10 protein-coding genes are annotated in these 13,609 nt (G+C 36.7%); all 10 read right to left on the reverse strand.

The genetic code is table 11. The features are described from left to right. Positions 1-134: 134 nt before the first annotated feature. The 10 genes from E4U82_RS08485 to mobP2 all read right to left on the reverse strand — a co-directional run bounded on the left by E4U82_RS08485 (position 135) and on the right by mobP2 (position 13,607). Positions 135-3,293: a type I restriction endonuclease subunit R gene (locus E4U82_RS08485; protein ID WP_135109769.1), complete on the reverse strand. Its 3,159-nt coding sequence runs from the start codon at positions 3,291-3,293 to the stop codon at positions 135-137. A gap of 23 nt (positions 3,294-3,316) precedes the next feature. Continuing rightward, complete coding sequence (locus tag E4U82_RS08490) at positions 3,317-4,546, reverse strand: restriction endonuclease subunit S (RefSeq protein ID WP_135109770.1); 1,230 nt, start codon at positions 4,544-4,546, stop codon at positions 3,317-3,319. Further along, positions 4,536-6,128, reverse strand: a complete 1,593-nt coding sequence (locus E4U82_RS08495; RefSeq protein WP_135109771.1) for a type I restriction-modification system subunit M — start codon at positions 6,126-6,128, stop codon at positions 4,536-4,538. The genes E4U82_RS08490 and E4U82_RS08495 overlap by 11 nt, the downstream gene beginning before the upstream one ends. Before the next feature lie 21 nt (positions 6,129-6,149). Continuing rightward, positions 6,150-6,716, reverse strand: a complete 567-nt coding sequence (locus tag E4U82_RS08500; RefSeq protein WP_135109772.1) for a restriction endonuclease subunit S — start codon at positions 6,714-6,716, stop codon at positions 6,150-6,152. 402 nt (positions 6,717-7,118) lie between these two features. Next, positions 7,119-8,915, reverse strand: a complete 1,797-nt coding sequence (locus E4U82_RS08505; protein WP_135109773.1) for an LPD25 domain-containing protein — start codon at positions 8,913-8,915, stop codon at positions 7,119-7,121. 82 nt (positions 8,916-8,997) lie between these two features. Beyond that, entirely contained in the window at positions 8,998-9,306 is a 309-nt protein-coding gene (locus E4U82_RS08510; protein WP_135109774.1) for a hypothetical protein, read from the reverse strand. Positions 9,307-9,453: 147 nt separating this feature from the next. Then, positions 9,454-9,681 (reverse strand): hypothetical protein, encoded by a 228-nt coding sequence (locus tag E4U82_RS08515; protein ID WP_135109775.1) that lies wholly within the window; start codon positions 9,679-9,681, stop codon positions 9,454-9,456. A 4-nt stretch (positions 9,682-9,685) separates the two neighbouring features. Then, on the reverse strand, positions 9,686-11,824 hold the full coding sequence (locus E4U82_RS08520; protein ID WP_135109776.1) for a type IA DNA topoisomerase: 2,139 nt from the start codon (positions 11,822-11,824) through the stop codon (positions 9,686-9,688). Beyond that, positions 11,821-12,339, reverse strand: coding sequence for a restriction endonuclease (locus tag E4U82_RS08525; RefSeq protein ID WP_135109777.1), 519 nt, complete (start codon positions 12,337-12,339; stop codon positions 11,821-11,823). The genes E4U82_RS08520 and E4U82_RS08525 overlap by 4 nt, the downstream gene beginning before the upstream one ends. A gap of 23 nt (positions 12,340-12,362) precedes the next feature. Next, positions 12,363-13,607 (reverse strand): MobP2 family relaxase, encoded by a 1,245-nt coding sequence (mobP2, locus tag E4U82_RS08530; RefSeq protein WP_135109778.1) that lies wholly within the window; start codon positions 13,605-13,607, stop codon positions 12,363-12,365. Between the last annotated feature and the right edge of the window lie 2 nt (positions 13,608-13,609).

Raw genomic sequence — 13,609 nt, forward strand, 5'->3', positions numbered from 1 at the left:
GTTCATTGTACCTTTAAATTTTGCCTCATTTAGTTTTCTAAATATCTCTTATTCTATCTTAATCACTATTTTTAAATCAATGAAATACGTGATTCACCAATTTTTAAAGATATAAAGTGAAAGAATAGTCAACTCTACCTCAATTCATCATCCAATGGTACAATCACTTCATCCAATGTCTTCCTCCACTGACGCTTCATTTCCGGTCCATATTTCAGTGGTTTGGCATCAGGGTTTACATTTTTATATTTATCAAAATCCCTGCTGTTAATGATGTCACTAATATTCGGTATTGGATCCATCCCAATCACATATTGAATTGCAGATAAATGTAATGAATCTTTTTCTACAAACCATGTGTTTGCAAACGCTTCAACCGTATTATTTTTTGCTTCTGTAAAGAATGCTCTTTTAATGATGAAAATATCCTCATCTTCATCTACCTCTTCATTATCAATTGCGTTTAAAATCGCACGGTATACATTTTTAACAATTTCTGTTTTCTCTAGTTTTTGAAGCGCATTTTCAATATCCTCACGGATGTTCTTATTATTAGCTGAATAGGTTTCTAATAGTTTATCAATATAGGTTGCATCGATATCATAAATCTTAGCCGAATTTTCGCCGTAGAATTCGATATCAGAGAAATCAGCTTCTGGTTCTTCAGATTCCTCTTCATCCTTCAGCGATCCTTTAACAGTGTTATATATTCCGACAGTTTCTCCTATCGTCATAACTTGATCTTGAAGTGCATTGGAATATTCCACATCATCGTTATATTCGTTATAAGTTACTAACGCTTCATAGGAATTATTTAATTCTTGAAATGCCTTCACAAATTCAATTCGAGTTACAAGAGGTGTATGTTCGTTTATATCCTCTATATTAGGTGCAATTGTTTGTAATGCTTTATGTGCCTTTTTGAATCGTTTCTTTGATTCTTCATACGTTGGATAAATCAATGTAGATTCTTCTCGCTCATTGGAATAAACCTTTGTTGCTTCCTGTACATTTTGTTCCATTGTATAAGGCTTTCGAAAGGTCACGATTAATCCCTTTGTTTTTTCTGGATACGTCCGATTTGTTCGGGAAAAAGCCTGAATCAAATTCGCATAGCTTAAATTCCGATCGACAAAGAGTGTTTGAACGGTTGGTACATCAAACCCTGTTAATAAACGCTCAACGACAATGACAAGGTCTACTTGTTTGCCAAACTCTTTAAATTCTGCTTTCTTCCGAGCTAATCGATTATTAATATCACCATTATATCGTTCTACACTTTCTAAGGACCATGCTGTACCGTAATAACCATTATAGTCTTTCATAATTTGTTTCATTTCTTCTTGATTCTCTGTTGCATTCTCTTCGTTTTCCTCTAACGAATAAGTGATAGCAACTCGTGGAAAATCTGGGTCTTCAATTGTACGTCCCTTTCGAATGGGATGGTTAGCAAATTCTTGATTTAGCCAATCTGGATCTTTTGTCATTTCTTTAATGGCATGATAATACCGTTTTGCCATATCGATTGAACTCGTTGTTAATATGGCAGATTTTTGAGGGCGGCCATTTTGAAAATCAAATTTCATATAAGCATTATCTGGCCTAAAAATCTTATGAATGACCTTTTGAATATGTTCATCCTTTTCAAAAGAAGAGTTTTCAATATATGTTTCCTTTTCTATACCATCCATTTGATCAATTAAATCATTTATTTCATCATCTGTAGAGTCTGCATACTTTTCATTTTGACGTAGTTGCTCGAAAATATTATTACTAAGTGATGTTGGTCCAATCGTATCTTCATGTTCTACTTGAAACCCTAAAACAGCACCATCTTCTAATGCGTTTTTAATTGTATAGGTGTGCAATTGATCTCCGTACTGGTCACGAGTCGTGCGTGCTAATTGCCCTTTCGCTTGCTTTTTATTGACATTAAATATAGGGGTGCCTGTAAAGCCAAACCATGTAGAATTAGGAAAATATCCTTTCATCTTTTCCATTCCCTCTGCACTTAATGCACGGTGACATTCATCAACGATAAAAACGATATGTTGTCCAAGTAATTTCTTAAAGCGTTGTGTACCTTTATTCTCTTCTATCTTTTGCGCATGGCGTAACGCAGTTTCTAGCTTTTGACGAGTCGTGATAATAACTGTATTGGTATTAGCATCTGAAAGCAATGTACTACTTAACTCTTTTGCGCTACCAGTGCCAACAATTAAACTATTAGATCTTGCATTACCAGAAGAGATGCCAGTATTATATTCCGATGCAAATTTTGTGAACTCTGAAGTCGTTTGGTTATCTAAGTCTTTGCGGTCTATGAGCATAATCGTACGATCGATACCTGGTTTTTGAGCTAATAATTTGGTAGATACAAAACTTGTTAATGTTTTTCCAGAACCAGTTGCATGCCAAACAAATCCAGACTTATGTTGCATAGCAGATTTATATAAGGCTTGGATGGCATGAATTTGGTAGGGTTGCAAAACCATTAATGTTTTATTGCCTTGATCTTCACTAACAATTGTATAATCAGCAATTAACCGGTGTGCCTCTGGTATATTTAAAACCTGTTTCACAAACTCATAGAGATTTTCTACCTTTTGATTGTCCGTCGTTCGCCAACTAAATAGAAATTTTCCATGCATGTCTTTTGGCATCGCATTTGCAAAATAACGCGTTGTTTGCTCATTGGAAACAACAAATAATTGAAGTGTGGAAAAGATATTTCCTCTAAACATGCCTTCTTCTGCATATTTCTTAATCTGATTAAACGCTTGGAATACACCATCTTTGGCACTAGCTTGTTTTAATTCTATTTGAACAATCGGTAAGCCATTGATTAAGAGAGTTACATCAAAGCGACGGTCACGATCATCCATATTTGTTTTTTGTTTTGCAATTTGGTGAACGACTTCGTATGTAGAGATTCCTCCGCCTATGTCATGATTCGAATACAATACCAATGACATCGGACCCAAAGAAGCATTTTCCCGTTCAATTGTAATACGAGCAATGCCATTCTCCCCTTTGAGCCATTTTGCAGCATCAAAAGGGGTTTTTGTTTTTAATAACAGTTCTGTTTTAAGCGTGTCGAATTCTTTATCCGTAATGGGGTGTTCCCCAATTTCTGATAAGTTGTTTTGTGTGATGATTTTTCGTAAATTCTTCCAGAGGTCATATTCAGACTTTAAATCAGGACGATAATTCCATTGATTATACCCTTCCCCTAACACTTCAATGAGCCGACGTTCTACTGCAGCTTCATCGTTATGGGATTTCTTTGTCATGTTTCTCTCTCCCTTCTAAGTGCTTATACAAACATTTTTTGCAGGAATGCATTTTTCGTTTCTTGCAAGGCTTCTAATCCACGTTGATGAAGGGCAATCGTTTCGTCTAGGTGTTTAAAAAAATTACCGATTTTGGCTTGTTCGTCATAAGTTGGTACCATCATTGTAAAATTTGCATATTCTTTAGCATTTACACCAGGTTGTCCAGATCGTTGAGAGGTTATTTTGATAAATTTGCTATATTTTGAAGTAAGTGTATTTTGAAAAATAAACTCAGGATCGTATTCAGGTCTGATTCTTGCTCGAATTAAAAATCCTGCATAATAAACTTTACCGTCCTTTTTATTGTAAATGTAAGATTTACCAACACTTGCACCTGTACGTGCAAAGAGTATATCTCCTTCTTTAACCAAATAATTTTCAACCGCTGGTAAATCAATATTGGGTGATGTTAAATTATCTTTTAAAAACTCACGAGTGTCATCATCAATATCAGTAATTCGAATATACTTATTTTTTCCATCATATTCAGTTGCACTTGCACTAAGTCCATACTCAAAACCATTCGACATATCGCCTAATTTACGCTGTTCCCAATCTCCAGTAAACCCTGGAAAACGAATCTCAGGCACAGACTCTCCTTCTTTTGGAAACATTTTTTGCAAGAATCCCTGTTTTGTTTGTTTGAGAATGTCTAGTTCTCGCTGTTGAATAGTGATTGTGTCATCTAGTTTCTTAAAAAAGTCTCCAATCTGAATTTGTTCCTCCTCTGAAGGAACCAAGGCTTTTATTTGAGAAAGTGTTGAAAACTGTACTCGTTGTCTTTCAATTAGTGAGCCTGTTGCATACGTTTTATACATCTTTATGGCTGAGGAAGATTTTAGCCAAACACTAAAGAACTTACTATCAAAACCATTCTTTGACTTCATTGTGATGTAATATCCCGATACCGCAACCTTTTTTCCAGTCAAATTTAAATCAACTGCACCCAAAGTCATATTCATAGGATTGTATATAAATTCATTATTTGAAACAGACTTAAATTGGTCTTCTTTTTTAACTAAAAACTCTCTATTGTAACGGTCTGTTTTTGGTGTTAGTCCATTTTCAACAGTTAGGCTCCACAACTCAAGATTTTCTTCTTTTGGATTGAGATGATTAGAAGTCTGTTCAAACACTTCCCCCAACTTACGCTGTTCCCATTTTCCAGTAAATCCCAGAAGGCGAATTTCTGGTATCTGCTTATTTTTCACGATTAAACACCTCTAATGCCCCTTTAATCCATTCTTCGTTTTCTTTATCAAATTGTAGTGAAGAAATCGTTTCATACAAGCTCGATTCTAGTTCTGCTTTTTCTTTTCGAATGTCTTGAATGGATGAACTAAGCGCAGCCATATCCACAGGTTCTTCTTCCTCAAAGGTGTCTACGTACCGAGGAATATTCAAATTAAAATCATTCTCTTTGATTTCCTCAAAAGAAGCTAAGTGAGCATATTTCTCCACGTCTTCTCGGTTTTTATACGTTTCGACAATCTTATCAATATTTTCTTTGGTAAGTCTATTTTGATTCTTTCCTTTTTCAAACTCTTTACTTGCATCAATAAATAATACATCACGATTGTTGCGGTTTTTCTTTAAAATGATAACGGTTGTTGGAATGGATGTCCCGAAGAACAAGTTGGCTGGCATCCCTATGATCGCATCAATACTTCCATCCTCCAGTAATTTCTTCCGGATTACACCTTCTGCAGCCCCGCGGAACAATACACCATGTGGTAAGACGATTGCCATTATTCCTGAGTCTTTCAAATGGTAGTAACCATGTAAAAGAAAGGAGAAATCTGCTTTTGATTTTGGTGCTAACTTCCCGTAACGATTGAAACGAGAATCATCTAAGAATGTTTTATCTGCAGACCATTTAGCAGAGTATGGAGGATTCATTAGGACTGAATCAAAAGTATAAGGTTCATCTGTTGGCCAATCTTCATTCAATGTATCCCCATTGCGTAAACGCATATCTTCTTTACCAATACCATGCAAGATTAAGTTCATCTTTGCTAGATTATACGTTGTTGTATTTAATTCCTGTCCGTGATATTTTACACTTTCTGGATAATTAATATAGTTTCGTACATTCAGCATCAGGGAACCTGATCCCATCGTTGGGTCATAGACACTAAATAATTTTCTATTCTCTTGACCGACTGCTACTATCTGAGCCATCATGTCCGATACTTTACTTGGCGTATAGAATTCGCCTGCTTTCTTTCCAGCCTCTGAAGCAAATTCACCAATCAAGAATTCATAAGCATCCCCGATTACATCACCGTCATGTCCTATAACATCAATTTCACTTAATTTCTTCAAGACGTCGGAAATGGTAATGTTTCGTTGTGGATCGTCTGAACCGAGTTTTTTGGAAGTCAAGTCTACATCATCAAACAAACCACTAAATTGATCGTATTTCGTGGACAAATCAATAAAAGCTTTATTTAAATCATTCAATTGAAACGTATTTTGTTTCGCTTGATCAGCCAATACATTAAATAAGTAATCTGGTTCCATATGATGTCCTAACGTATCGACTAATGTTTCAATCAAGTCATCTTTTATATCTCCATCTGCTAATAAATTCCGATATAATTGGGATTGTTTTTCTTGTGTATTATAGTTTTCCAGTGATTCTTCTGCTAGTTCCACAACTTTCACTAATAACTTATCCGATAAGTACTTATAGAAAATTAATCCTAGTAAATAATCTTTGTATTCGGATGCATCCATTTTACTGCGCAAGCTATCTGCAGCACTAAATAATTTTGAATTTAATTCCGACATAATATATTCCCCACTTTTCTATTATTGATCTAATTGCTTTAATACTTCTAAATAAAGTATCTCTTCGAAATCAGCTTGTTTCCTTGCTAAATCTTGACGTTTTTTTAAATTTAGATAAGCATTTCCTATCGTCTGTTGTTTCTCCATGCTTGGTAGTCCCATGTCCAAAGATTTAAGAATAGCTGGCGTCAATTTTCGTACAGTACTTCCTTGCATCGAATTTGCCATTTGCTTCTTCATAGAGTGTGATTCATTCAACGCATAACAAAGATAGCTATGATCCAATTGTCTATGTTCAATAATAAGTTTAGCAAAGTTTTGATTAATAATCTTTCCTTTATTTACATCACTCACTATGGCAGCTTTGGAACTAACAAAGCTGAAAACGACTTCTCCTGGTTTACTCAAATGATTGTCTTTATCACTGTAGTTTACACTATAATAACTAGCATTCGAATTGAGAAACAACCCATCTAAATCATCCATTAGATTCTCATACGTATAGGTATCTAAAGTTAAATCATGTTTATCATTTACTCTGGAAATATTTCTTCCTACTTTAACAGTAACAATGTCTTCAAGCTTCATATCCCACCCTCCCATTTTAAGTAATTCTTTAAAATTACTTAAATGCAATTAAATCATATCATTCATAAAATATCCCGTCAACAAAATATACGTAATTTTAACGAATTACATATAATATTTCCACCCACTGAAAGAAGAGCGTTATTGTTTAGAATCTTTACAATGACACCCCATATCCAAAAGTACATTTCCATATAATAAAAAAAGCAAGACCGAAGTAAGGGAAAACTTCGGTCTTGCTTGATCTAATCAGTAACAATCCTCTTAGTAAAACAATTTAATGAAATCGATTCAATATAACCGAAAAATATTCCAATTATTTTGTCAATAGTTTTATAAACCAAAGTAAAGAACTTTATTTCCATAGAACTCTATACATAGGTATGCCATCAAGATATCCCCCTACAACCCCATCTCTTTTTCTTGAACATGGCACACTATCTTTTCCTTCGCTTTTTTGACATCCCATTCTTTCATCTCATAATCATTCAGTTCCTTATTCGTCAATTCCCTATCGTAAGCTACAATTCCATGTTTTCCTTCATCATCGTCAAATTCAACAAACCCTTTTGGCTGACAGCCTAACGATACTGGACGTTGACACATTTCATACCAATATAAGCCGTCATCATAATTATTTTGTACCTGCTCTGGTTGCTGTTGTATCTTCAACTCTTCTAACCCCTTTTTTTCTGTTTCAATTAGGTGATTGTGGTAAGCATCATCTAAAATTCTTTGATGTTCTGGTTTCATCTCTCCCACTTTTCGAATATGATGATAAGGATGGACATACGCCCCATCACCGATATCCAATCTATCTGGTATACTCACAACGTTTGGCAGGTTTGAATGGTCTTTTGCCGGAAGAACGACACGGTATCGGGTTTTACGATAGCCTGATTCCTGCTGATACTTTTCCTCTAATGCTTCCATCTTTTCATTAACCTCTGCAAAAGGATACATCGTATTATCCTTTAACTCAGGTGCTTCCGACCACTGAATCAATAACTGCGGTTCATCAATTGTTTTATCGATGACAGCATATTTACTTGCAAATACTTCATTAAAATGCTTCAGATACTCTCGTTCCGTTAGATCCTCAGATGCTTGAATTTTAATAGATGCATCACCATTTGTATTCTCTTTGGCAAATGACTTCATTTCCTGTAAAGATATTTCCTTTACATCAATAACCTGATTCATACCGTACTCCAGTAACAACATATCCTTTTCTTGCTCTTGTTCTTTATCACGTTCTTTTACCAAATCAGGTTCTATTTCATCAATAAATTCAACAGCCGTTTGACGAACATCGTCCAAGAGTTTGGCTTTATCTTTCATCTCTTTATCCTGTGTCCAATTGGCCAAGTAACGAAGAGAATAATCGCTTGTATCAATATCAAAATAAGATGCTACCGCATAAGCTATCATTTCCGCCTGAAATTCCTTTTCCTCTGCCGGCATAGCTTGATAATTTTCATTCTTTGGGTTATGCAGCTTGCCATGGCCGAGTTCATGCAATAATGTCTTGACATTCTGTAGTTCACCATTTCGGGGATTCAATCCAATATGGCCATTATTTTTGTCATGAACGCTATGATAAAAGGCTCCTTTTGCTGCTCCCAATTCATCAAACGGCTCGCCAATCGTGACATTCAGCTTGTCGCTTATTCTATGCATACTCGCCAGCATCGTTTGATAATTGGCAACATCACCTTCCATCCACTTATTCGGGAAAATCTCTGGCAAATCACTTTCTTTGGCATTCGTCTGACTTATATCAAACACATTGCCGGTGGAAAAATATAATCGGCTTTTGCATTGTTCCAGTTCCCCTTTATCAACCCGTTCTTTCTCTTGATCCGTTGCATATTTCATGTTTTTCCACTTGCCCTCAGACGTTTTGAATTTTGGCGCCGTTTTATTTGGCACCAAAACCTTAAGGGCTTTTTCACCTTTCTGAACTTGAAATCCTTTATCCTTCCAAAAATTATAGCTACCGACAGCCTGCGCACCTTCAAATTGATTACGAATTAGCGCCGCATTCTTCGGTGAATAATGATAAAACTTCAACATAAACGCCATTAACTCATTCATTTGTTCCGGCGACTCAAAATAATAATCAATGGCGTCATTCATTTTCGTTGTCAGGTCCTTTACTTCTTCCTTCTTTTGTTCCAATGTTTTACGTTTAGCCATACGGTATCACCCTTTATAAAAAATGATTATAAATAAAAGAGGACCTCCACAAAGGAAGCCCTCACATCTCCATATCAAATTGTTACTGCTTCTCAATCGATCTCATCTCTTTTTTTGCCAATTCACCTTTCAGTTCATCTTCCAATATTTCAGTCGGATGAGTTGAAAAATCTTTTTCAGATAATGCCATCTCAAAATGATCGTCATAATCAAAAAGAGCACTTTGTAACTGCTCATAGGCATCTGGTATCAGGATATCGTCCATTTGAAAAACATCTAATGCATCGTCCCAGTCATTCAACCCTGGAGCTTCATATTCAGCCGGATTAAATAAACATACATACAAATCATCCCTGTCATCCGGCTCTGGATTCCATATGCCTATTGTCACTTCTTTCTGTTACTTTCCATCTTTCATGACGAATTCAGCCGGAGAATTCGCTGCACTGGATGAAACAATCTTGTATACGTTTTGCACCATCAATCATCTCCAAAATAAAAAAGACTCCCTAAATGGAAATACTCATAAAAAATCGTTTTATTTGGTTGGCTCACCATCTAAGATGATGGAATTCGTCTCCAAATCTAACGGGATCAAAGCATCCTCATCAGCCATACAAATAGTTTGAATCGCATCCAGCGTTATAGGATCAATAGCCATTTCGACTTCACCGTCTTTGACAATAAATACAACACTGGATTCTTTAATTTCTTTTACATAACCGATATCAACGGACTGATACTTACCATTTACATACAAATCCATACAATCACCCTTTCGGAAATTCAAATGTTAGTTTTTGTTCTGACGCATCATAGCGCAAATACGCATCAAATGTTTTTCCTTTCTTGCTTTTGAATCCTTTCACTAAATTGGTTTTGTTACCTGTCAACAACTTTTTTAGATTGGTTTCACTAATTGTTTTTCCTAAAAATCGTTTAGGCAAAGTAAACGTGCAGTTATCTCGATAACGGGAACAGCCATAAAACTTTCCTTTATCCTCAATCTTCCCTCCTGCTTTACCACATACCGGACATTCACCAACAATGTTCTGTTCTTTAGCTTCCTGAAATTCTGATTCAAGCCTCTTCATTTTAGCTGGTGCATCCTCCAAAAGTGATGCCAGCATCTGTTTTATCTTGGATATAAAGTGTTCTTGGGAGCCTTCATTTTGCCCGATTTTGTGTAAGTACGTTTCCCATTTGGCCGTCATCTCCGGACTGGCCAAAACAGTTCCTTCAACAGCCTGACATAAAATTTGGCCTTTCCCCGTAACCGACACTTTATTCTTTTTTATCTCGATATATTGCTGCTTTTTCAATGTAACAAGGATATTTGCTCGTGTTGCTTCAGTCCCAATACCTTCATTCTCTTTCAATGTATGCTGCAATGTTTCATCATCGATTTCCTTACCAGCCTGTTTCATGACATTAATTAATTGTCCTTGCGTATAAGGCTTCGGTGGCTTCGTTTTTCCCTCAGATATATCAATGGCAACGTTACAAGATTCCCCTTCTTTTATTGACGGAAGAACCGTATTGTCTTGTTCAGCTTCATCCTCTGTATCCGATGTATCTTCCGTAAATAAAGCTTTCCAGCCTTTCTTTAGCTCCACTTGGCCGGTTTTCTCAAAACACAAACCGTTTACGTCAACCTCGACCTTGGTTTCTTCATATTCATAATCGCCAGCGAACATAGCCAATGTTGTTGCAACGACTTCCTGATAAATATGCCATTCTTTATCAGTCAGATCCCGCTTGTTCGGTATCTGTTTTGTTGGAATAATCGCATAATGCTCCTGTACTTTGGAACCATCCACATAACGCTTTCGTGCATCAGGATAGGCGATAGCCATGGTGACGTTTAAACAGGATTGATAGGTTGATAGATAGCTTTTTAAGTAAGCAAACTCACTATCCGTAATATAATGACTATCCGTTCTTGGGTAAGATAACAGTTTTTTCTCATACAACGATTGCGCAGTCTTTAACACGTCAGACGGACTATATTTCCATTGTTTATTGGCAGTTGCTTGGAGCGTCGATAATGAATGCAGCTTCGGTGCTTTCTTCTTCTTCTGTTCTTTTGTAACCTGTTGTATGGTGCCTTGATTTTCGCTGGATAACAGACTATGAGAATCCAGGATGTTCATGGCGTCTTCTTTCGTTTGATAACGTGCTTTCACTTTGGCATCAAACGAGCCGTTATTGACGTTCACATTACCAACCAGTTCAAAGAAAGGTTTGGAGACAAAGTTCTCGATTTCCTGCTGTCGTTTATACAATAAATAGAGTGTGGCCGTTTGAACCCTGCCAACACTAAAGACGCCTTTCATGCCATTCTGTTGCAAAAGCAATGTATATAAACGGGATGCATTCATACCAACCAGCCAGTCACTTAATTGTCTTGTCTGGGCTTCTTTATACAATGAAACATAGTTGTTCCCATCCTTAAGTTGCTTGAACCCTTTCTGAATTTCATCCACTTCCAATGAGTTGATCCATAGACGCTTGGTTGGTTTATTGGCAGCGCCTGCCATTTTAATAATACTTCTGGCAATATTCTCCCCTTCACGGTCGCAATCAGTTGCGACAATAATGTCATCCGTTTCTTTCAATAATTGCTTCACAATGTTAAACTGTTTCGTTTTATCCTCACTTACTTGAAATTGAAATGTTTTCGGGAATATGGGTAAGTTGTCTAAACGCCACTGCTTCCAGGAATCGCTATAAGCATCCGGTGAAACCAGTTCCACTAAATGACCAACTCCCCACGTGATATATGTTTTGCTTTGAAAGAATCGGTCATCGTTCACCTCCATGTACCCATCTTTTTGACTGACATGTTGAAACGCTCCTGCATAGTGCGTAGCTTGACTTGGCTTCTCGGCTAATACCGTAACGGTCAACTTAATTCGCTCCTTTTTCGTGTGAATTGTTTTGGCTGCTTCGTTGGATTAATCTTGACAATAAACTTTTCTAAATCATAACGGTTTAATAATGTAACACCGCATGTTTTGGCTAATGTTGTAGCCTGTTTCGTGAAAAAGGAATTCGTAATCACCCACGCTTCATCTGCCTTATAAAAAAACATGGCTGCCAATACTTCACGTACGGCATCCATGCTGACATTGTGTTTATAACCATAGCGTTTTGCCTGTATCACAATTTTATTTCTACCTTTAAGCACCACATCTGCCCCGTAGTCACCTGATTTTTGCGTCACAACTGGCCGATATCCCAGTTCCTTAAACAATACTTGCAGGTATGCTTCAAATTGATAGCCTTTCATACGGTCAATATCTTTTATACCTGACTTTTTCATCAGGGTAAACTGTTTTTTCTTCTTAACGTATTTAATCATCATTGGTAAAACAAACAGTATTATCAACATAACACTGAAATAGAATAATAGATAGTCCATTCACATCACCACCTTTTTGAAAGTTATTCATACCCATCCATTAGTCGGTCAAATTCCTGCATGTTTCGATCTTTTTGATAATCATGAAATGTTCGGCGCATCGCTTTACTTAATTTCATCATGGAAGCATTAAATGTATACACAGTCTGGTTTGAATTAGTAAAAGACTGCTGCTGATTGAATGATGGCCATCCATTTAATCGTTTTGGCTGAAACGATAAATCGTTTTGCGCTTTCGCAAAGTTACGCATTTCAGACAGCACTGCATTCCCCATTCGCTTCTTCAAGTCATCCAGTTTTGTTTGTTTATACTGCTCATAGTCGCTGCTTTCACCGTACATCTCTTTCATCACGTTCACTTCAACATCCAATTGCTGGTGCAACTGTTCCATGTCATCCGCGTGGAATTGCTGCAAATAAATCGTTGTTATTTCATCTATATACTGTCTTGCATCGTTAATCGATTGATAACCATATCGCCATTGTTTCTTATCTGATGGAAGGTAATTCATGGCTTCCTGAAATAATGCTTTTGTTTGGCGATAAGTCGACAAGGAAACACCATTTTCTTTTTTATGATGAACGGTACCGCGGACAAGGTCATCAATTTTATTCCGTTCATGCGTTCTATCCAGAATCATGTTGGCCACTTTGGATTTCATTTTATCCAGTGTCTTGGGTTTACGTTTGGCACGATATTCTTCCCGCCATGTTTGACTTTCCTTATCGAAAACGTCCATTTTTTCACGCGTTGGGTGCGGTTCCGTTGAAGCAATATGGACATGAATGTTGTCGGTATTATAGTGTAAAGATGCTGTCCATACGGCTGATTTTTCCATGCCCTCTGACTTCAACACAGTAGCCATTGTTTCGCGGACAACCTTGCGCATGCTTGTTTCGTAAACGGCATGTGTTGTCTGATTATAAAGACCTTGTTTCGCCAACCAATCGTTATCAAAACTAATAACATCCTGCCACATGGGTGATTCATGTTGTTGTGCTTTTTGAAATTGTTGCTTCAATGTTTTCTTGTCATTCGGATTCAACTGATCATCATCTTTTGTGAATAGGTCACCTTGTTTTGCTTCATCATCCATATAATCCATGAAGTCATGAAAGACAAAAAAATCATCCGTTTCTTTGGATGATTGGTTCACATGGATATGACGCTTGGCATCTTCACGATCGATATAATTGATGTAACTATTAAATGTATTGGACCCAGGTGTGACAAATTTGCTTCGTAACACAACCGCAGGACTGCTCATGC

It is taken from the genome of Lentibacillus salicampi (assembly GCF_004565465.1).
GTDB classification, from domain to species: Bacteria; Bacillota; Bacilli; order Bacillales; family Amphibacillaceae; genus Lentibacillus; species Lentibacillus salicampi.